Below are 19,692 nucleotides of genomic sequence, written 5' to 3'. Positions count from 1 at the left end.
GGCTTCAGCGGACAAGGGTCTCCTGGAGGTGTGCGGCTCGGCGGTCGATCTCGGCGGCGATCCCGTCGGGTCCGGCGCCGAGGACACTGCGCGATTCGCTCACGATCGTCGAGGCGGCCAGCGCTCCGAACAGCCTCGACGCGTCCGCGGTGTCGGCGCCCTGGTGGCCGAAGCCGGGCGCCAGCACCGGCAGTGCGGGGCGGAGCGGAGTGCCCGTGCCGATGCCGTAATCGCCGAGTGCGACCGTGGCTCCGAGCACGACGCCGACCGAGCCGATCGACGAGCGCGCGTGTCCCGCGTTCCAGGATGCCACGTCGGCCAGCACCGTGTGCGCCACGGTCGAGCCGGCGGCGGCGCCGTCCTGCAGCAGCGCGCGCTGCACCGGCCGCGCCTCGGCGTTGGAGGTCGCCGCGAGGACGAAGACGCCCTTGCCCGACTCCTCGGCCAGGGCGAGCATGCCCTCGAGCGAGCCGACGCCCTGGTAGGCGGCGGCCGTCATCGCGTCGGCCTCGAGCGGCGAGCCCGGGCGGAGCCACGCCTCGGCGTAGGCCGTGACGCTCGTGCCGATGTCGCCGCGCTTCGCGTCCGCGATGACCAGCAGGCCCGCGGCGCGCGCGTCGGCGAGGACGCGCTCGAGCGCCGCGTAGCCCGCGGAGCCGTGCCGCTCGAAGAACGCGACCTGCGGCTTGACCAGGCCGACCCTGCCGGCCGACACCTCGACGACCCGCCGGCCGAACGATTCCAGGCCCGCGGCGCTGTCGTCCAGACCCCAGGCGTCGAGCAGGAACGCGTGCGGATCGATCCCGACGCAGAGCTGCCCGAACGCGTCGAACGCGGCCTCGAGCCGGGCGCCGAAGGACTCGGCGCCCGGCTGTGCGGCGGCGTCCGTCACGCCGTGCGCTCCGCCCGGCGGATCGCGTAGTCCTGCAGGCTGGTCACCTCGAACGGCTCCGCCCCGGCGTCGAGCGAGGCGACGGCCGCGGCGAGCTGGGCGATGGTGGTGAACAGCGGCTTGTCCGCGGCGACCGCGGCGGCGCGGATCTCGTAGCCGTCGGCGCGGGAGGCCCCGCCGCTCGGCGTGTTGATCACCACGTCGACCTGGTCGCGGTTGACCAGCTCCACGATCGAGGGCGCGTCGTCGACGGCCTCCTCGCTGTACTTGCGGACGACCCGGGCCTGGATGCCGTTGCGGTTCAGCACCTCGGCCGTGCCCTCCGTGGCGAGGATCTCGAAGCCGAGCTGGCGCAGGCGCAGCGCCGGCAGCACGATCGAGCGCTTGTCGCGGTCGGCGACCGAGATGAACACGGTGCCGCTCGCGGGCATGCCGCCGTAGGCCGCCTCCTGGCTCTTCGCGAACGCCCGGGGGAAGTCGCGGTCGATGCCCATGACCTCGCCGGTCGAGCGCATCTCGGGGCCGAGCAGCGAGTCGACGATCTTGCCCTCCTTGGTGCGGAAGCGCTTGAACGGCAGCACCGCCTCCTTCACCGCGATCGGCGAGTCCATCGGAACGTCGGAGCCGTCGCGCTCGGGCAGCAGGCCCTCGGCCTTCAGCTCGGCGATGGTCTCGCCGACCATCAGGCGCGAGGCGGCCTTCGCGAGCGGGATGCCGAGCGCCTTCGAGACGAACGGCACGGTGCGCGAGGCGCGCGGGTTCGCCTCCAGGACGTAGAGCACGCCCTGGCCGATCGCGAACTGCACGTTCAGCAGGCCGCGGACGCCGACGCCCTCGGCGATGGCCAGGGTCGCCTCGCGGACCTTGTCGATCTGCTGGCGGCCGAGGGTGACCGGCGGCAGGGTGCAGGCCGAGTCGCCGGAGTGGATGCCGGCCTCCTCGATGTGCTCCATCACGCCGCCGATGTAGAGCTGCTCGCCGTCGTAGAGCGCGTCGACGTCGATCTCGATCGCGTCGTCGAGGAAGCGGTCGACCAGCAGCGGGTGCGTCGCGTCGATGATGCCCTCGTCGGCCATCCGGGCGAAGTAGTCCTCGAGCTGCGGCGAACCGTAGACGATCTCCATGCCGCGGCCGCCGAGCACGAACGACGGGCGGACGAGCACGGGGTAGCCGATCTCGACCGCGACGGCGAGGGCGCCCTCGAGGTCGATCGCCGTGCCGTTGCGCGGGGCGAGCAGGCCCGCCTCGTCGAGGATGCGGGAGAACGCACCGCGCTCCTCCGCGAGGTCGATGTTGGCGGGGGTGGTGCCGAGGATCGGCACGCCCTCGGCCTCGAGGCCGGCGGCGAGGCCGAGCGCGGTCTGGCCGCCCAGCTGCACGACGACACCGACCAGCTCGCCGGACTGCGACTCCGCGTGGATGACCTCGAGCACGTCCTCGAGCGTCAGCGGCTCGAAGTACAGGCGGTCGGAGGTGTCGTAGTCGGTCGAGACCGTCTCGGGGTTGCAGTTGATCATGATCGTCTCGAACCCGGCGGCCGAGAGCGCGAAGGACGCGTGCACGCAGGAGTAGTCGAACTCGACGCCCTGCCCGATGCGGTTCGGGCCGGAGCCGAGGATGACGACCTTGCGGCGGTCGGCCGCGACGACCTCGGTCTCCTCGTCGTAGGAGGAGTAGTGGTACGGCGTGAGCGCCGGGAACTCGCCCGCGCAGGTGTCGACCGTCTTGTAGACCGGGCGGACGGCGAGGTCGTAGCGGGTGCGGCGCACCTCGGCCTCGTCGAGACCGCGCAGCTGCGCGATCTGCACGTCGGAGAAGCCGTGGTCCTTGGCCAAGCGCAGGACGCCGGCGTCGAGGCCGTCGTGCTCGCGCACCAGGTCGGCGATCTCGTTGATCAGCACGATCTGGTCGAGGAACCACGGGTCGATCTTGGTGGCCTCGAAGGCCTGCTCGACGCTCGCGCCGAGACGCAGCGCCTGCTGCACGGTGACGATGCGGCCATCGGTCGGGGTCTCCGCGATCTCGAGCAGCTCCTCGACCGAGCGCGACTGGTCGCCCCAGTGGAAGGAGGAGCCGCGCTTCTCGAGCGAGCGGAGCGCCTTCTGCAGCGCCTGCGCGTAGTTGCGGCCGATCGCCATCGCCTCGCCGACCGACTTCATGGTCGTGGTCAGCGTCTTGTCGGCGGCCGGGAACTTCTCGAAGGCGAAGCGCGGCACCTTGACCACGACGTAGTCGAGGGTCGGCTCGAAGCTGGCCGGCGTCACCTTGGTGATGTCGTTCGGGATCTCGTCGAGGCGGTAGCCGATCGCGAGCTTCGCGGCGATCTTGGCGATCGGGAAGCCGGTCGCCTTCGAGGCCAGCGCCGAGGAGCGCGAGACGCGCGGGTTCATCTCGATCACGATGATCCGGCCGTCGGCGGGGTCGATCGCGAACTGGATGTTGCAGCCGCCGGTGTCGACGCCCACGTCGCGGATGATCCGGATGCCGATGTCGCGCAGCTTCTGGTACTCGCGGTCGGTCAGGGTCAGCGCCGGGGCGACCGTGATCGAGTCGCCGGTGTGCACGCCGACCGGGTCGACGTTCTCGATCGAGCAGACGACGACCGTGTTGTCGGCCGTGTCGCGCATCAGCTCGAGCTCGTACTCCTTCCAGCCGAGGATCGACTCCTCGAGGAGCACCTCGGTGGTCGGGCTCTGGTGCAGGCCGTCGCCGACCATCCGCACGAGCTCGTCGACCGAGTGCGCGAAGCCGGAGCCGAGGCCGCCCATGGTGAAGGAGGGGCGGATGACCAGCGGGTAGCCGAGGTCCTCGGCGAAGCCGATCGCCTCCTCGACGGTGTGCGCGATGTACGACTTGGCGACGTCGGCACCCGCGTCGAGCACGAGCTGCTTGAAGATCTGGCGGTCCTCGCCGCGGTTGATCGCCTCGAAGCTCGCGCCGATCAGCTCGACGTCGTACTTCTCCAGGATCCCGAGGTCGTGCAGCTGGATCGCGGCGTTCAGCGCGGTCTGGCCGCCGAGCGTCGGCAGGATCGCGTCGGGGCGCTCCTTGGCGATGATCGCCTCGATCGCCTTCGGGGTGATCGGCTCGACGTAGGTCGCGTCGGCGAAGTCCGGGTCGGTCATGATCGTCGCCGGGTTCGAGTTGACGAGGATGACGCGGACGCCCTCCTCGCGCAGCACGCGGCAGGCCTGGGTGCCCGAGTAGTCGAACTCGACCGCCTGGCCGATGACGATCGGGCCGGAGCCGATGACGAGGACGCTTCTGATGTCTTCCCTGCGGGGCATTACTTCTGCTCTCCGGTGGTGGTCGAGGTGGTGGAGTCTGCGGTGGCGGGCTCGGCGCCGCCCTGCTCGGCCGTGCGCTGCACGACCATGGCGCGGAAGCGGTCGAAGAGGTGGTTGGAGTCGTGCGGGCCGGCCGCCGCCTCCGGGTGGTACTGGACCGAGAACGCGGGGATGTCGAGGCAGCGCAGTCCCTCGACGACCGAGTCGTTGAGGCTGTAGTGGCTGACCTCGACCCGGCCGAAGCCCTCGGGCGAGTCGAGCTCGCCGTCGATGGGCGCGTCGACCGCGAAGCCGTGGTTCTGCGAGGTGATCTCGACCCGGCCGGTCAGCTTGTCGAGCACCGGCTGGTTGATCCCGCGGTGGCCGAACGGCAGCTTGTAGGTGCCGAAGCCGAGCGCGCGGCCGAGCAGCTGGTTGCCGAAGCAGATGCCGAAGAACGGCAGGTCGGCGCGGAGCGTGGTGCGCAGCAGGTCGACGTGGCGGTCCGAGGCCTCCGGGTCGCCGGGTCCGTTCGAGAAGAACAGCGCGGAGGGGTCGAGGGCGAGCACCTGCTCGGCGGTCGTCGACTCGGGCAGGACGTGCACGTCGAAGCCGCGCTCGGAGAGGTAGTTGACCGTCGAGGTCTTCACGCCGAGGTCGATCACGGCGACGGAGCCGACGCGCTCGCCCTGCGCGGGAACGGTGTAGCGCTCCTCGGTGGAGACGGAGGACGAGAGGTTCAGGCCCGCCATCTGCGCGCCGCCGAGCACCAGCGCGAGCTGCTCCTCCTCGGGGAGGGCGAGGTCCTCGCCGGAGAAGACGCCGGAGCGCATCGAGCCGAGCGAGCGGATGTGCCGGGTGATCGCGCGGGTGTCGACGCCGGAAATGCCGACGATGCCGTCCTTCTCCAGGTCGTCGTCGAGCGAGCGCTGCGAGCGGAAGTTCGAGACCACGCGGGAGGGGTCGCGGACGACGTAGCCGGCGACCCAGATGCGGCGCGACTCCTCGTCCTCGTCGTTCATCCCGGTGTTGCCGATGTGCGGGGCGGTCTGCACGACGATCTGGCCAGCGTAGGACGGGTCGGTCAGCGTCTCCTGGTAGCCGGTCATGCCGGTCGCGAAGACGATCTCACCGAGCGTGCGGCCGCGTGCGCCGTAGGCCTGACCCGAGAATCGTCGCCCGTCCTCGAGGACGAGGACGGCGGTGGGTTCGGTGCTGAGGCGTGTGGTTGGCACGGACTAGGAGCCCTTCTGGATCGAGTCGGGTCCGCTGTCGGCGGATCCGGGGTGGGAGGGGGAGGAATCGGGGCCGGCGAGCCGCTGGAGCTCGTCGACCAGGCGTCGTCGGAGCGCGGGATCGGCCACACGGAGGTAGCTGTCCACGACCTCCTCGCCGCGCGGCGACCAGGAGAGCACGAGCAGCCCGCCCTCCTCGACGACGCGGTCGATGGCGTAGGAGCCCTCGCCGGCGCCGCGCAGGAGCGCCGCGGGGATGACGGTCTCGCGCTCGCCGACCGGGGCGATGACGACGCCGCGCTCGTGCAGCCGGAGCGTCGCCCGGCCTCGGAAGCCGAGGCCCGGCAGCACGACGCGCTCGAGCGGCTGCTCGAAGCGGGTGGTAGCGACGTAGGGCAGCTCGACGGCCTCGAGCTCGGCGCCGAGCGACGCGGCGGGCACCGCCTCGGGAGCGAGCGCGGCTGAGCGGCGGCGGCGCGCGCGCCAGGAGAGGGCCATCCCGACGAAGACGAGCGCGACGACCGCGGCGATCACGATCGCGATGACGGTCCTATCCACGGGAGCTCCTCGCTGCGGCCGCGACGGTCGGCGCGTCGACGAGCTCGCCGTCGAGGACCGTCGGGACACCGCGGTGCAGCGTCGCGACGACGCGGCCCGGCAGCTCCCGGCCGAGGTAGGGCGAGTTGGTGCTGCGCCCGCGCAGGTCTCCGGTGGAGAAGCGGCGGCGCACCTCGGGGTCGTAGAGGACGACGTTCGCGCTCGCGCCGACGGCGAGGCCGTGCTGGTAGCCGTCCAGCCGGCCGATCCGCGCGGGGGCGGAGGAGAGCACGCGGGCGACGTCCGTCCAGCTCAGCCGGCCGTCCTCGACGACCGCGGCGTGCACGACGCTCAGGGCGCTCTCGAGGCCGACCATGCCGAACGCGGCGGCGTCCCACTCGCAGTCCTTGGCCTCGACCGGGTGCGGGGCGTGGTCGGTGGCGACGATGTCGATGGTGCCGTCGGCGAGGGCCTCGCGGAGGGCGAGCACGTCCTCGTCGCGGCGCAGCGGCGGGTTGACCTTGTAGCGGGCGTCGTAGCCGGCCGCGCCGTCCTGGCCCGCGATCAGCTGCTCGGAGAGGAGCAGGTGGTGCGGGGTGACCTCGGCCGTCACGTCGATGCCGCGGGCCTTGGCCCAGCGGATCACGTCGACGGAGCCGGCGGTGGAGACGTGGCAGACGTGCAGTCGCGAGCCGACGTGCTCGGCCAGCAGCACGTCGCGGGCGATGATCGCCTCCTCGGCCACGGCCGGCCAGCCCTGCAGCCCGAGGGCGCTGGAGACGGCGCCCTCGTTCATCTGCGCGCCGACGGTGAGCCGCGGCTCCTGCGCGTGCTGGGCGACCACGCCGTCGAAGGCCTTCACGTACTCGAGCGCGCGGCGCATCAGCAGCGCGTCCGAGACGCACTTGCCGTCGTCCGAGAAGACCCGCACCGCGGCACGGCTGCGGGCCATCGCGCCGAGCTCGGCGAGCGACTCCCCCGCGAGGCCGACGGTGACGGCGCCGATCGGGCGGACCGTGGCGTAGCCGGCATCCTCGCCGAGGCTCTGCACCTGCTCGACGACGCCGGCCGTGTCCTGCACCGGCGAGGTGTTCGCCATGGCGAAGACCGCGGTGAAGCCGCCCGCCGCGGCGGCGCGCGTGCCGGTCAGCACCGTCTCGCTCTGCTCGAAGCCGGGCTCGCGGAGGTGGGTGTGCAGGTCGACGAGGCCCGGCAGCGCCAGGAGTCCGTCGGCATCGATCACGCGCGCGCCGCTCGAGTCGACGTCGGTCCCGATCTCGACGATCGTCCCGCCGTCGATCAGGACGTCGGCCGTCGTCTCGTCGGCGAGCGTCGCTCCCGAGAGGAGGATCCTCGTACCGGTCATCACAGGACCTCCCTTTCACCGGACAGCAGCAGGTACAGCGCCGCCATCCGCACGGACACCCCGTTCGCGACCTGCTCGAGCACCGTGGAGCGGCTCGAATCGGCGGCGGCCGAGGAGATCTCGACGCCCCTGTTCATGGGTCCGGGGTGCATCACGATGGTATCCGGGCCGAGGCGGGCGAGCCGCTCGTCGTCCAGGCCCCAGATGCGCGCGTACTCGCGGCCGTTGGGGAAGAAGCCGCTCGACATCCGCTCGAGCTGGATGCGCAGCAGCATCACCACGTCGGGCAGTCCGGAGTCGATCGCGTCGTCGAGGTCGAAGCGGATGGTGGCGGGCCAGTCGAGCGTGTCGACGGGGACGAGCGTGGGCGGGGCGACGAGGGTGACCTCCGCGCCGAGCGCGGTCAGCAGCCAGACGTTGGAGCGGGCGACCCGCGAGTGCAGGATGTCGCCGACGATCGTGACCGCGACGCCGTCGAGGCTCTTGCCGCGCGAGGCGGCGGCGCCGTGCAGCCGGCGGCGGATGGTGAAGGCGTCGAGCAGCGCCTGGGTGGGGTGCTCGTGCGTGCCGTCGCCGGCGTTGAGAATGGCCGCGTCGATCCAGCCGCTCGCCGCGAGAACCGCCGGAGCGCCGGAGGCGTGGTGGCGGATGACGACGCCGTCCGCGCCCATCGCCGCGAGGGTCTGCGCAGTGTCCTTGAGGCTCTCGCCCTTCGAGACGCTGGAGCCCTTGGCGCTGAAGTTGATGACGTCGGCCGAGAGCCGCTTCGCCGCGGCCTCGAACGAGATGCGGGTGCGGGTGGAGTCCTCGAAGAAGAGGTTGACCACGGTCTTGCCGCGCAGGGTCGGCAGCTTCTTGACCTCGCGGTTCTGCACGTCCGACATGTCCTCGGCGATGTCGAGGAGGCCGATCGCGGTGGCGCGGTCGAGGTCGCGGGTGGAGAGCAGGTGCCTCATCGGGTGCCTCCGTCCGGCGCGGACTCGATCGCGACCAGGTCCTCGCCGTCGGTCTCGACCAGGCGGACGTTGATCCGCTCGCTGAGGCTGCTGGGCAGGTTCTTGCCGACGAAGTCCGCGCGGATCGGCAGCTCGCGGTGGCCGCGGTCGACCAGGGCGGCGAGCCGGACGGCGCGCGGACGGCCGATGTCGCTGAGCGCATCGAGGGCCGCGCGGATGGTGCGGCCGGAGAAGAGCACGTCGTCGACGAGGACGACCGTGCGGCCGTCGATGCTCGCCGGGACCGCGGTGCGCGCGGGCGTCCGCGTCGGGTGGTGGGCGAGGTCGTCCCGGTACATCGTCACGTCCAGCGAGCCGGAGAACACCGGGTCGGCCCCGGGCTCGATCCTGGCGATCGTCTCGGCGATGCGCCGCGCGAGCGCGACTCCGCGGGTCGGGATCCCGAGGATCACCAGCGACTCCGCGCCGCGATTCGACTCGAGGATCTCGTGAGCGATGCGCGTGAGAGCGCGCGTGATGTCAGCGCTGCTGAGCACGATTCGTGCCGTCACACCGACCTCCTTCCCCGTCTCTCTGGACGGCCTTAAAGGAAATGCCTCCCCGAGTATAGGGGTCCGCCTGCCGCGGACGTGGAGCGGCGCAGGCGCCGCCCCTTCCCCAAAGCATGCTGGTCGAGCGGCGGAGCCGCTTCGCGTCTCGGAGGTGCGGTGAAGGACGCAGCGGCGGCCCTTCATGCTGGTCGAGTAGCCCCGCAGGGGCGTATCGAGACCCACCGTCGCCAGGAGGGCGGATCTGCAGACCCACGTTCTGACGCTGGTGGATCTCGATACGCCCGCTGAGCGGGCTACTCGATCAACATAAAAGGGCAGGTCGCCGGGGCGGCGGCGCCTTGCTGGTCGAGTAGCCGTCCGCAGGACGGCTTCCTTGCTGGTCGAGTAGCCGTCCGCAGGACGGCTTCCTTGCTGGTCGAGTAGCCCCGCAGGGGCGTATCGAGACCCGCTGTCCTCAGCAGGGCGGATCTGCAGACTCACGTTCTGACGCTGGTGGATCTCGATACGCCCGCTGCGCGGGCTACTCGATCAGCAAGGGCCGGCCGCCCCTGCTGCGTGTGGGCGTCAGGCCGTCGCGTGCGACTCCGCGACGGAGGCGAGCAGGCCGTTGATGAAGCCGGCCGAGTCGTCCGTGGAGAGCAGGGTCGCCGCCTCGACGGCCTCGGAGATCGCGACGCCGTCCGGGACCGCGTCGTTGTGCAGGATCTCCCAGACGCCGATCCGGAGGATCGCGCGGTCGACCAGCGGCATGCGCGAGAGCGTCCAGCCCTTCGCGAGCTGCGCGATCAGCGCGTCGATCTCGTCGGCGTTGTCGATGACGCCGTCGACGATCTCGCGGGCGTAGAGCCAGGAGGCCTCACGCGCCGGCTCGTTCGCCGCGCGCTCCGCCTCGGAGCGCAGCGACTCCGAGAAGGAGATCTGCCGGACGTCGGCGTTGTAGATGATGTCGAGGGCGCGCTTGCGCGCCTTCGTCCGAGCACTCACGGGAGCCCCGGCTCAGCTGACGCGGCCGAGGTAGTCGCCCGTGCGGGTGTCGACCTTGACCTTGGTGCCCTGCTCGAGGAAGAGCGGGACCTGGATCTGGTAGCCGGTCTCGACGGTGGCGGGCTTGGTGCCGCCGGTCGAGCGGTCGCCCTGCAGGCCCGGCTCGGTGTAGGTGATCTCCAGCACGACGGAGGCGGGGAGCTCGACGTAGAGCGGGTCGCCGTCGTGCAGCGCGAGGGTCAGGTTCTGGTTCTCGAGCATGAAGTTCGCCGCGTCGCCGACGACGGCCTCGGGGACCGTGATCTGGTCGTAGTCCGAGGTGTCCATGAAGACGAAGTCCGCGCCGTCGCGGTAGAGGTACTGGAAGTCGCGACGGTCGACGTTGGCCGTGTCGATCTTGGCGCCGGCGTTGAAGGTCTTGTCGACGACCTTGCCCGTCAGCACGTTCTTCATCTTGGTGCGCACGAACGCGCCGCCCTTGCCCGGCTTCACGTGCTGGAAGTCGATGACGTTCCAGAGCTGACCGTCGATGCTGAGGACGGTGCCGTTCTTGATGTCGGTGGTAGAGGCCATGCGAAGGGGGATCCGTTTCGTGGAAGTCTGCTGATCGGCCGATCCGGCCAACCCATCGAGTGTAGTCGGTCCGGCCCGCAGGCGGCCGGGCGGCCTCCCTCGGCCGGACGATGCGGGCACGGAGGAGTCCGGAGCAGACTGGAGAGACGCCCACGACCGAGGAGGTCGCATGACCCTCAGCACCGCTCACTCCGGGATCGTCTCCGCGGCGGCCCGCTCGGACTTCTTCGCACCGACCCTCCCGGGCCAGAGCATCGTTCCGCCGTGGTTCGCGGTCGTCTTCGCGATCGTGCCGATCGTCATCGTCGCGGTGATCGTCCTGATCATCGTGCTGATCGTCCGCAACACCCGCCGGGCGAAGCAGCTCGGCATGGACCCCACCACGATGCAGACGGACATGGCCGCCCGCTACCTCCGCCACGGCGTCGGCCCGGCGGGCTCCTCGCTCACCGATCACCTGGCCGAGCTCGACCGGCTGCGCGCCGCCGGAACGATCAGCGCCGAGGAGCACGCCCGCGCCCGCGAGGCCGCGCTCACCGGCGACCGCGGGCCGGACGACCGGCGGGGCTGACCCCGCCAGGTGCCGCTACGCGCCGATCTCCTGGTACGCCGCGAACAGCAGCGACGTCTCCGGCCCCTGCAGGATGCTCGGGCGCGCCAGGTCGTCGAGCACCACGAAGCGGAGCATGCCCGCGCGCGACTTCTTGTCGCGCTGCATCGCAGCGAGCAGCGTCTCCCAGCGGCCGAGCGGGTAGCTCGTCGGCAGCGTCAGCGACTCGAGGACGCTGCGCTGGCGATCGACGACGGCATCGCTGAGCGAGCCGGTGAGCCGGGACAGCTCCGCCGCGAACATCATGCCGACCGAGACCGCCGCGCCGTGCCGCCACTGGTAGCGCTCCGCGTGCTCGACCGCGTGGCCGAGGGTGTGCCCGTAGTTCAGGATCTCGCGCAGGCCCTTCTCGGTGAAGTCCTCGCTCACCACGCGCGCCTTGATGCCGATCGACAGCTCGACCAGGCTGCGGAACTCCTCCGACGTCGGGTCGGTCGCGAGGTCCACGTCCGACTCGATGATGTCGAGGATCCGCGGCTCGGCGATCATGCCGTACTTCACGATCTCGCCGAAGCCGGCCAGGATCTCGTTGCGCGGCAGGCTCGTCAGCACGTCGAGGTCGGCGACGACGGCGCGCGGCGCGTGGAAGGCGCCGACCAGGTTCTTGCCCTCGGCCGTGTTGATGCCGGTCTTGCCGCCGACGGCCGCGTCGACCATGCCGAGCACCGTGGTCGGCACCTGGACGAGATCGACCCCGCGCAGCCAGGTCGCCGCGACGAAGCCTGCCAGGTCGGTGATCGCGCCGCCGCCGAAGCCGACGACCGCGTCGGTCCGGGTGAAGTCGGACTGCCCCATCACCTGCCAGCAGAAGGCGGCGACCTCGACGCGCTTGGCGGCCTCGGCGTCGGGCACCTCGGCGAGCAGCACCTCGTAGCGGTCGAGCAGGCTCTCGCGGATCTCGGCGGCCAGGACCGCGAGGGTCGGCGGGTGCACGATCAGCACCTTGGCCGCGCGCGGACCGATCGCGTCGGCGAGGCCGTCGAGGAGGCCGCGGCCGACCGTGATGTCGTAGCCGTTCTCTCCGGTGACGGTGAGGGCGGTGGCGCCGTCGTTCATGCTCTTCTTCCGGTCGGGCGGCCGGTGGGGGCCGCCGGTTCTGTGGTGCTGGTGGATTCTGTGGTGCTGGTGGACTCGGTGGTTCCGGTGGACTCGGTGGTGCCGGTGGACTCGGTGGTGCCGGCAGCGGGGTCGCCGACGGCCGCCTCGCGCTCGCGCACCCAGGCGGCCACCTCGGCGGCCAGGGTCGTGATCGGGCGGCGCGAGGAGTCGACGACGGTGTCGGCGAGGGACTCGTAGACCGCCCGTCGCGACTCGAAGATGCGCGTCCAGTCGGCGACGCCGCCGCGCACCAGCGGGCGGCCCGTGCCGAGCCGGTCGCGCACGGCCTCGGCGGTCGTGGTCAGCAGGACGACGGGGACGCCGGCCAGGTCGGCGCGGGTGCCCTCGTCGAGCACCGCTCCCCCGCCCAGGCTCAGCACGACGGCGCGACGGACGGCCTGCTCGACGACGCGGCGCTCCTCCACACGGAAGGACGCCTCGCCGTGCAGGTCGAAGTACGCGGCGATCGGTCCGTGCCGGCGCACGAACTCGGCGTCGGAGTCGACGAACTCGGCCGCGAGGGCCTTCGCGACCCGCTTGCCGATCGTCGTCTTGCCGGCCCCCATCGGGCCGATCAGGACGACGCGGGCGCGGGCCGCGCCGGTATCGTGACCCGCCATCAGCGGGCGCTGCCGGGTAGGTGCTCGGGCATCAGACGAGACCGAGCGCCGGATCGCTGGCGGCGAGCGTGCGCAGCTCCTCCGGGATCGCGTCGAGGTAGCCCTGCAGGTTGCGGCGGGTCTCGGTGACGCTGTCGCCGCCGAACTTCTCCAGCACGGCGTTCGCGAGCACCAGGGCGACCATCGCCTCCGCGACGACGCCCGAGGCGGGCACCGCGCAGACGTCGGAGCGCTGGTGGTGCGCGCCGGCCGCCTCGCCGGTCGCGACGTCGACCGTGCGCAGCGCGTGCGGGACGGTGGCGATCGGCTTCATGCCGGCCCGGACCCGCAGGACGGTGCCCGTGCTCATGCCGCCCTCGGTGCCGCCGGCGCGGTCACTCGAGCGGCCGATGCCGCCCTCGTCCACGAAGAGCTCGTCGTGCGCCTCGGAGCCGCGGCGGGTGGTGGTGAGGAAGCCGTCGCCGACCTCGACGCCCTTGATCGCCTGGATGCCCATCAGCGCGGCCGCGAGCTGCGCGTCGAGCCGGCGGTCCCAGTGCACGTAGGAGCCGAGGCCCGGCGGGAGGTCGTAGGCCAGCACCTCGACGACGCCGCCGAGGGTGTCGCCGTCCTCGTGCGCGCGGTCGACCTCGGCCACCATCATGGCGCTGGTCGCCGCGTCGTGGCAGCGCAGCGGATCCGCGTCCAGCGCGTCGACGTCGGCCGGCGTCGGCAAGACCGAGCCCTCCGGCACGCGGACCGGGCCGATCGCGAGGGTGTGGCTGACCAGGGTGATGCCGAGCTCGCCGAGGAAGCGGCGGGCGACGGCGCCGAGCGCGACGCGGGCCGCCGTCTCGCGGGCCGAGGCGCGCTCGAGGACGTTGCGCGACTCCTCGAAGCCGTACTTCTGCATGCCGACCAGGTCGGCGTGGCCCGGGCGCGGGCGGGTGAGCGCGGCGCCGCGGCCCTTGGGAAGCGTCTCGGGGTCGCGCGGCTCGGCCGCCATCACATCCACCCAGCGTGCCCACTCGGTGTTGCCGATGCGCAGCGCGATCGGGCCGCCCGTGGTGGCGCCGTGGCGGATGCCGGACGAGACGTTCAGCTCGTCCTGCTCGAACTTCATCCGGGCGCCGCGACCGTAGCCGAGCTTGCGCCGGGCGAGGTCGGCGCGGACGTCGTCGAGGGAGACGGGGACACCCGCCGGCAGTCCTTCGAGGACGGCGACGAGTTCGGGACCGTGGGATTCCCCGGCCGTGAGCCAACGGAGCATCCTCCGATTCTCGCACACGCGCTCCACCGCGCCCGCGCCCGGCGCCCGCAGGCTCAGACCGCGGAGTCCGCCGGGAGAGTCGCGCGCATCGCCGCGAGCACCGCGTCCTCGTCGGGCAGCGGCACGGCCGGGTCGCCGCCGACGAACACCCGCACCTGCAGCAGCGCCTGGTGCAGCAGCATGCCGAGACCCGAGATCACCGGCGAGCCGGCCGCTCCCCAGCGCAGCGCGAGCGGGCTGGGCCAGGGCGAGTACGCGACGTCGAAGAGGGTCGAGGTCGACACGACGGCGTCGGGCACGACCAGCCCGGCGGAGGCGCCGCCCGGCAGCGTGGAGACGAGCAGCGGCGCCGCGTCCGCGCCGTCCCACGCCGAGAACGGACGGACGTCGAGGGCGACGCCGACCGCCTCGGCGATTGCGGCGAGCAGAGCAGCCCTCTCCGGCGAGCGGAGCGTCACCGTCACGCGCGCCGCACCCAGCTCGGCGGCGGCGGCGAGGGCGGAGGCGGCGGTCGCCCCTCCCCCGAGGATCTCGACGCGCTCGGCCGAGTGCACCCCCGCCTCCCCGAGCGCCCGGACGATCCCGGCCACGTCGGTGTTGAAGCCGCGCAGGCGGGGCGCGCCGAGGGAGCGGTCGAGCAGGACCGTGTTGACGGCTCCGGTCGCCCGCGCGACCAGGTCCTCCTCGTCGAGCAGCGGCCTTACCGCGTGCTTGAGCGGCATCGTCAGGGACAGGCCGTGCCACTGCGCGGCCGGATCGGCGACGACCGCCGCGAGCGTCGTCTCCGTCGCCTCGACCGCGGTGTAGCTCCAGTCGAGCCCGAGCACCCGGTACGCCGCCGCGTGCAGCTCGGGCGAGCGCGAGTGCGCGATCGGCGAGCCGAGGACCGCCAGCCGGCGCCCGGCCGGCGCCGGCTGCCCGAGGGTCACTGGTACTCCGGGTGGTCCCGCATCCACGCCTGCCACTGCGCCACGGCCGCGTTGTGCTCGGCGTCGGTGGTCGAGTAGACCGTCTCGCCGGTCTCGAGGTTCACCGTGACGAAGTAGAGCCAGGTGCCGTCCGCGGGCTGCAGCACGGCCTGAATGGCGACGTCGCCCGGGTTCGAGATCGGAGCGGGCGGCAGGCCGTCGCGCTGGTAGGTGTTGTAGACGTTGCTCGCGTCGTTGCGCTCGGCGTCGGTCGTGGTCACCCGGTCGGTGGCGCCGGTGCCGTAGGCGACGGTCGCGTCCGACTGAAGGCGCCAGCCCTGGTCGAGGCGGTTCTGGAAGACGCGCGCGACCTTCGGGAAGTCGTCGGCGACGCGGGCCTCGCGCTGCACGAGCGAGGCGAAGACGACGGTCCGGTAGCGGTTCTCGACCGGGACGCCGGCCGCGTCGAGCGACTGGTACATCCGGTTCACGAGGGTCTGCAGGATGTCGTGCGCCGACGTGCCCGGGTCGATGTCGTAGGTCGCCGGGAAGAGGAAACCCTCGAGGCTGGTCGCCTCGGCGGGGAGCCCGTAGGAGCCCCAGTCGGCGGCGGCGGCCTCCAGATCAGCGAGCGCGACGCCCGAGCCGTCCGCGATGAGCGGCAGCGCGCCCTTGAGCGAGGTGCCCTCCGGGATGACGAAGGTGTTCGCGAGCCGGGTCGACTCGGAGTCGAGCAGCGCGGACAGCGCCGCCTTGGCGCTCATCTCGGCCTTCAGCGAGTAGGCGCCCGGCTGGAAGACCGGCTCCGGGTTCTCGGCCAGCAGCAGCTCGTAGAACGGCGTGTACGACTTGATGACGCCGTCCGTGACGAGGTTCTCGGCGATGGTGCTGCCGCCGTCGCCCTGGTGGATCGTGAAGACCACCTCGCTCGTGCCGGTGCCGGTGAAGTCGGTCGGCTCCGGCTCCGCGAAGAGCGCGCGGACCGGCTCGACGAAGATCGTCACGGCGATCGCGACCAGGGCCACGAAGACGCCGAAGGCGAGGAGCCCGCCGATCAGCCCGCGACGGCTGCGGCGGGGCTTGTTCTCGCGCTTCGCGCGGCGGCGACGGGTCGACGGGGCGGCATCGGGATGCGCCGCGGCGACGGCTTCACCGCGGTCGCGCGGGGCGCCGACCTCGGGGCCGGCGAACAGGTGGTCGATGGGGTCGTGCTCGGGCGCAGTGTGGTCGGGCGCAGTGTGCTCGGCCTCAGAGGCGGGGCGCTGCTCCGGGCTGTGCGGGAGCTGACTCTGCTGATCGGCCTCGGCTGCGCGGGCGGCGCGGCGGCTCGGGGGGACGTCGGTCACGGCTGGGTCGTCCTTCGTTCGGTTCGAGCGCGGATCCGGCGGGGGTACCGGAGGAGCGCTCGGAATCGATGGCGTGCTGCAGGATCACCACGGCGGCGACCTGGTCGATCACGGCGCGGGAGCCGCGGGTGCTGCGTCCCGAGCGGTGCAGCGCGTTCTGGGCGCTCACCGTCGAGAGCCGCTCGTCCACGAGCCGCACCGGGGCGGTCGGAACGGCGGAGGCGAGGCGCGCCGCGAAGGCGCGGGCGTCGTCCGTCGAGGCCGTCTCGGCCCCCGACAGCGACAGCGGGAGGCCGACGACGATCGCCGACGCGCCGAACTCGGCGGCGAGGGCCGCAATCCGGGCGACGTCGGAGCCGTCCGGCGCCTCCGCGACGCGCGCGACGGTCTCCACCGGCACGGCGAGGAGACCGTCGGCGTCGCAGCGCGCGACTCCGATGCGGGAGCGGCCCACATCGATGCCGAGCCGGACGCCGAACCTCTCCATTCAGCGGGTCGCTTCCTCGACGACGGCCTCGAGCGCGGCACCGATGGCGGACACGTCCGAGCCGCCGCCCTGCGCCAGGTCGTCCTTGCCGCCACCGCCGCCGCCGAGGATCCCGGCGGCGCGACGGGCGAGCACGCCCGCCTTCCGGCCGAGCTCGCGGGCGGCGGGGGTGGTCGCGACGATGACGGCGGGCTTCCCGGCGACGTCGGCCGCGAGGGCGACGACCGCGGCGTCCTGACCGAGGCGCTCGCGCACCGAGATCACGAGCGAGCGCAGCTCGTCGCCGGAGCCGGCCGTGCCGACGTTCTCGGCGACGATCGTGACGCCGTTGATCGAGCGCTTCGTGGCGGCGATGGCGGGGACCCGCTCGGCGAGCGCGCGGGCCTCGAAGGTCGCGATCCGCTTCTCGGCGGCCTTGAGGCTCGCGACGAGCTCGGCGATCCGATCGGGCAGCTGCTCGCGCGGCGTCTTGAGCGAGGAGGAGATGGTGCTGACCAGGGCGCGCTCGGCGACGAGCTCGCTCAGCGCCTCGCGGCCGACCAGCGACTCGACGCGGCGGTTGGTCGAGCCGACCGAGGACTCGCTGATCAGGCTGATCAGCCCGATCTCGGCCGAGGTGCCGACGTGGGTGCCGGCGCACAGCTCGCGCGACCAGGGGCCGCCGATGTCGACGACGCGGACGACCTCGCCGTACTTCTCGCCGAAGAGCGCCATCGCGCCGAGCGCCTTGGCCTCGTCGAGCGGGAGCTCGCGGGTGACGACCTCGAGGTTGTCGCGGATCGCGCCGTTGGCGATGTCCTCGATCTCACTGCGGGTCTCGAGCGAGAGCGCCTGGTTCCAGGAGAAGTCCAGGCGCAGGTAGCCGGCCTTGTTGAACGAGCCGGACTGGTGCGCCTGCGGGCCGAGGACCTGGCGCAGCGCCGCATGGATGAGGTGGGTGCCGGAGTGCGCCTGGCGGGCACCGCGGCGCCAGTCGCGGTCGACGACCGAGGTGGCGGCGTCGCCGACGCCGACCTCGCCGCTGGCGACCTGGACCTTGTGGCTGATCAGGCCCTTGACCGGCTTCTGCACGTCGAGGACCTCGAGGTCGAAGCCGTTGCCGACGATGCGGCCGGCGTCGGCCTCCTGGCCGCCCGACTCCGCGTAGAGCGAGGTGGCCTCGAGGATGACCTCGGCGATGTCGCCGGCGACCGCCTTCTGCACCGCGTGCCCGCCGACGATGAGGCCGAGGATCCGGGACTCCGTGTCGAGCACGTCGTAGCCGGTGAAGAGCGTCTCGCCGTGCGCGCGGAAGTCGGCGTAGACCGAGAGGTCGGCGAGGGCGTTCTTCTTCGACTTCGCGTCGGCCTTCGCGCGGGTGCGCTGCGCCGTCATCAGGGAGTCGAACGCCTCGCGGTCGACGCTGAGGCCGGACTCCTCCGCGATCTCGAGGGTGAGGTCGATCGGGAAGCCGAAGGTGTCGTGCAGGAGGAAGGCGGTGTCGCCGGGGAGGGTCGCCGCCTCCGCCTTCTTGGTCTTCAGCACCGCGAGGTCGAGGATCTCGGTGCCGGCCGCGAGGGTGCGCAGGAACGCCTCCTCCTCGCCGTAGGCACTGGTCGAGAGGCGCTCGAACTCGGTCGACACCTCGGGATAGGCCGACGCCATGGCGTCGCGCGAGGCGGTGAACAGCTCGGGGAAGGTCGCGGTGTCGACGCCGAGCAGGCGCATCGCGCGCACCGTGCGGCGCATGAGGCGGCGCAGGATGTAGCCGCGGCCCTCGTTGGACGGCGTCACGCCGTCGGAGAGCAGCATCAGCGAGGAGCGGACGTGGTCGGCGATGACGCGCATCCGCACGTCGTCCTCGTGCACGGCGCCGTAGCGGCGGCCCGAGAGCTCGGCGGCGCGGTCGAGGACCGGGCGCACCTGGTCGATCTCGTACATGTTCTCGACGCCCTGCTTGAGGAACGCGACGCGCTCGAGTCCCATGCCGGTGTCGATGTTCTTGCTCGGCAGCTCGCCGAGGATGTCGAAGTCGACCTTGCTCGTGCCCTGCCCGCGCAGGTACTGCATGAAGACGAGGTTCCAGATCTCGACGTAGCGGTCGTCGTCGGTGGCCGGGCCGCCGTCGATGCCGTAGGCGGGCCCGCGGTCGAAGAAGATCTCCGAGCAGGGGCCGGCGGGGCCGGGCTGGCCGGTCGACCAGTAGTTGGTGTCCTTGTCGAGGCGCTGGATCCGCTCGTCGGGCAGACCGGCGATCTTCTTCCAGAGCGCGATGGCCTCGTCGTCGTCCTTGTAGACGGTGACCCAGAGGTCCTTCTCGTCGAAGCCGAGGTTGCCGTCGCTCTCGCTGCCGGTGAGGAGCTCCCAGGCGTAGCCGATCGCCCCCTCCTTGAAGTAGTCGCCGAAGGAGAAGTTGCCGTTCATCTGGAAGAACGTGCCGTGGCGGGGGGTCTTGCCGACCTCCTCGATGTCGTTCGTGCGGATGCACTTCTGCACGCTGGTCGCGCGGCTGAACGGCGCCGGGACGACCCCGGTGAGGTAGGGCACGAACGGCACCATGCCGGCGACCGTGAAGAGGAGGCTCGGGTCCTCGCTCACGAGGGAGGCGGAGGGGACCACGGTGTGGCCGCGGCTTCCGAAGAAGTCGAGCCAGCGGTTGCGGATGTCTGCGGTCTGCATGGGTTCCGTTACGTTTCGGTCGATCGGATCGACGCGGATGTCTGTCGGGTCTGCGGGGTCTGTCGAGCCGGCAGGGTCTTTCGGGTGACGCGGGGCGTCAGCCCTCGCCGATGGCGGCCTTCAGCTCGGCCTCGCGCTGGTGGTAGCCCTCGGAGACGGCGTCGCCGAGCTCCTTCGCCGTGCGGTTGAGGTCCTCGAAGAGACGGGCACCCGCCTCGGTGCGGGACACCTGGTGCGCGACGGCGAACCCGAGACCGATCCCGATGACGATCAGGACGATGTTCTTCACGGCGATTCCTTCCACACGGCGACCGGCGCGAGGGCGCGACGACCCCCTCGATTGTAGGGCGCGAGCA

17 protein-coding genes and 1 pseudogene are annotated in these 19,692 nt (G+C 72.1%); 1 reads left to right on the top strand and 17 read right to left on the bottom strand.

Features of this window, described 5'->3' with window-relative positions:
• Positions 1–4: 4 nt before the first annotated feature.
• From pyrF to efp, 9 genes are all read right to left on the bottom strand, one after another.
• Complete coding sequence (pyrF, locus tag HQQ86_RS18045) at positions 5–892, bottom strand: orotidine-5'-phosphate decarboxylase (RefSeq protein ID WP_173289704.1); 888 nt, start codon at positions 890–892, stop codon at positions 5–7.
• Positions 889–4,179 carry a carbamoyl-phosphate synthase large subunit gene (gene carB, locus HQQ86_RS18040; protein ID WP_173289702.1) on the bottom strand — a complete coding sequence of 1,097 codons (3,291 nt, stop codon included), beginning with the start codon at positions 4,177–4,179 and terminating at the stop codon, positions 889–891. The genes pyrF and carB overlap by 4 nt, the downstream gene beginning before the upstream one ends.
• Complete coding sequence (gene carA / locus HQQ86_RS18035; RefSeq protein WP_159422545.1) at positions 4,179–5,393, bottom strand: glutamine-hydrolyzing carbamoyl-phosphate synthase small subunit; 1,215 nt, start codon at positions 5,391–5,393, stop codon at positions 4,179–4,181. The genes carB and carA overlap by 1 nt, the downstream gene beginning before the upstream one ends.
• A gap of 3 nt (positions 5,394–5,396) precedes the next feature.
• Positions 5,397–5,951, bottom strand: a complete 555-nt coding sequence (locus HQQ86_RS18030; RefSeq protein ID WP_173289700.1) for a hypothetical protein — start codon at positions 5,949–5,951, stop codon at positions 5,397–5,399.
• Positions 5,944–7,296, bottom strand: coding sequence for a dihydroorotase (locus HQQ86_RS18025; protein WP_173289698.1), 1,353 nt, complete (start codon positions 7,294–7,296; stop codon positions 5,944–5,946). Before HQQ86_RS18025 ends, HQQ86_RS18030 begins: the two co-directional genes overlap by 8 nt.
• Complete coding sequence (locus HQQ86_RS18020; RefSeq protein ID WP_123704396.1) at positions 7,296–8,252, bottom strand: aspartate carbamoyltransferase catalytic subunit; 957 nt, start codon at positions 8,250–8,252, stop codon at positions 7,296–7,298. The genes HQQ86_RS18025 and HQQ86_RS18020 overlap by 1 nt, the downstream gene beginning before the upstream one ends.
• Entirely contained in the window at positions 8,249–8,803 is a 555-nt protein-coding gene (pyrR, locus tag HQQ86_RS18015; protein WP_123733053.1) for a bifunctional pyr operon transcriptional regulator/uracil phosphoribosyltransferase PyrR, read from the bottom strand. The genes HQQ86_RS18020 and pyrR overlap by 4 nt, the downstream gene beginning before the upstream one ends.
• A 564-nt stretch (positions 8,804–9,367) precedes the next feature.
• Positions 9,368–9,787: a transcription antitermination factor NusB gene (gene nusB / locus HQQ86_RS18010; RefSeq protein ID WP_123446217.1), complete on the bottom strand. Its 420-nt coding sequence runs from the start codon at positions 9,785–9,787 to the stop codon at positions 9,368–9,370.
• A 12-nt stretch (positions 9,788–9,799) separates the two neighbouring features.
• A complete protein-coding gene (gene efp / locus HQQ86_RS18005) occupies positions 9,800–10,360 on the bottom strand; it encodes an elongation factor P (RefSeq protein ID WP_123446216.1) in 561 nt (186 codons plus the stop codon).
• A 169-nt stretch (positions 10,361–10,529) separates the two neighbouring features.
• Here efp and HQQ86_RS18000 point away from each other — a divergent pair, with 169 nt between their 5' ends.
• A complete protein-coding gene (locus HQQ86_RS18000) occupies positions 10,530–10,931 on the top strand; it encodes a hypothetical protein (protein ID WP_173289694.1) in 402 nt (133 codons plus the stop codon).
• A 15-nt stretch (positions 10,932–10,946) separates the two neighbouring features.
• Here the strand turns inward: HQQ86_RS18000 and aroB are convergent, their stop codons facing one another.
• The 8 genes and pseudogenes from aroB to HQQ86_RS17960 all read right to left on the bottom strand — a co-directional run bounded on the left by aroB (position 10,947) and on the right by HQQ86_RS17960 (position 19,625).
• On the bottom strand, positions 10,947–12,026 hold the full coding sequence (gene aroB / locus HQQ86_RS17995; protein ID WP_123446214.1) for a 3-dehydroquinate synthase: 1,080 nt from the start codon (positions 12,024–12,026) through the stop codon (positions 10,947–10,949).
• Positions 12,023–12,688, bottom strand: a complete 666-nt coding sequence (locus HQQ86_RS17990; protein ID WP_173289692.1) for a shikimate kinase — start codon at positions 12,686–12,688, stop codon at positions 12,023–12,025. Before HQQ86_RS17990 ends, aroB begins: the two co-directional genes overlap by 4 nt.
• 31 nt (positions 12,689–12,719) lie before the next feature.
• A complete protein-coding gene (aroC, locus tag HQQ86_RS17985) occupies positions 12,720–13,937 on the bottom strand; it encodes a chorismate synthase (protein ID WP_173289690.1) in 1,218 nt (405 codons plus the stop codon).
• Between the two features lie 53 nt (positions 13,938–13,990).
• Positions 13,991–14,866, bottom strand: coding sequence for a shikimate dehydrogenase (locus tag HQQ86_RS17980; RefSeq protein WP_173289688.1), 876 nt, complete (start codon positions 14,864–14,866; stop codon positions 13,991–13,993).
• Positions 14,863–16,191: an endolytic transglycosylase MltG gene (mltG, locus tag HQQ86_RS17975; RefSeq protein ID WP_367948720.1), complete on the bottom strand. Its 1,329-nt coding sequence runs from the start codon at positions 16,189–16,191 to the stop codon at positions 14,863–14,865. The genes HQQ86_RS17980 and mltG overlap by 4 nt, the downstream gene beginning before the upstream one ends.
• 25 nt (positions 16,192–16,216) lie before the next feature.
• Positions 16,217–16,678: pseudogene (gene ruvX, locus HQQ86_RS17970) on the bottom strand (Holliday junction resolvase RuvX); the annotation flags it as partial.
• A complete protein-coding gene (gene alaS / locus HQQ86_RS17965; RefSeq protein WP_173289684.1) occupies positions 16,679–19,336 on the bottom strand; it encodes an alanine--tRNA ligase in 2,658 nt (885 codons plus the stop codon).
• Between the two features lie 97 nt (positions 19,337–19,433).
• Positions 19,434–19,625: a hypothetical protein gene (locus HQQ86_RS17960; protein WP_173289682.1), complete on the bottom strand. Its 192-nt coding sequence runs from the start codon at positions 19,623–19,625 to the stop codon at positions 19,434–19,436.
• Positions 19,626–19,692 lie beyond the last annotated feature (67 nt).

It is taken from the genome of Rathayibacter sp. VKM Ac-2857 (assembly GCF_013205025.1).
Lineage (GTDB): Bacteria > Actinomycetota > Actinomycetes > Actinomycetales > Microbacteriaceae > Rathayibacter.
Note: the sequence above shows the minus strand (reverse complement) of the source record. Positions and strands in the feature narration are given on the sequence as shown.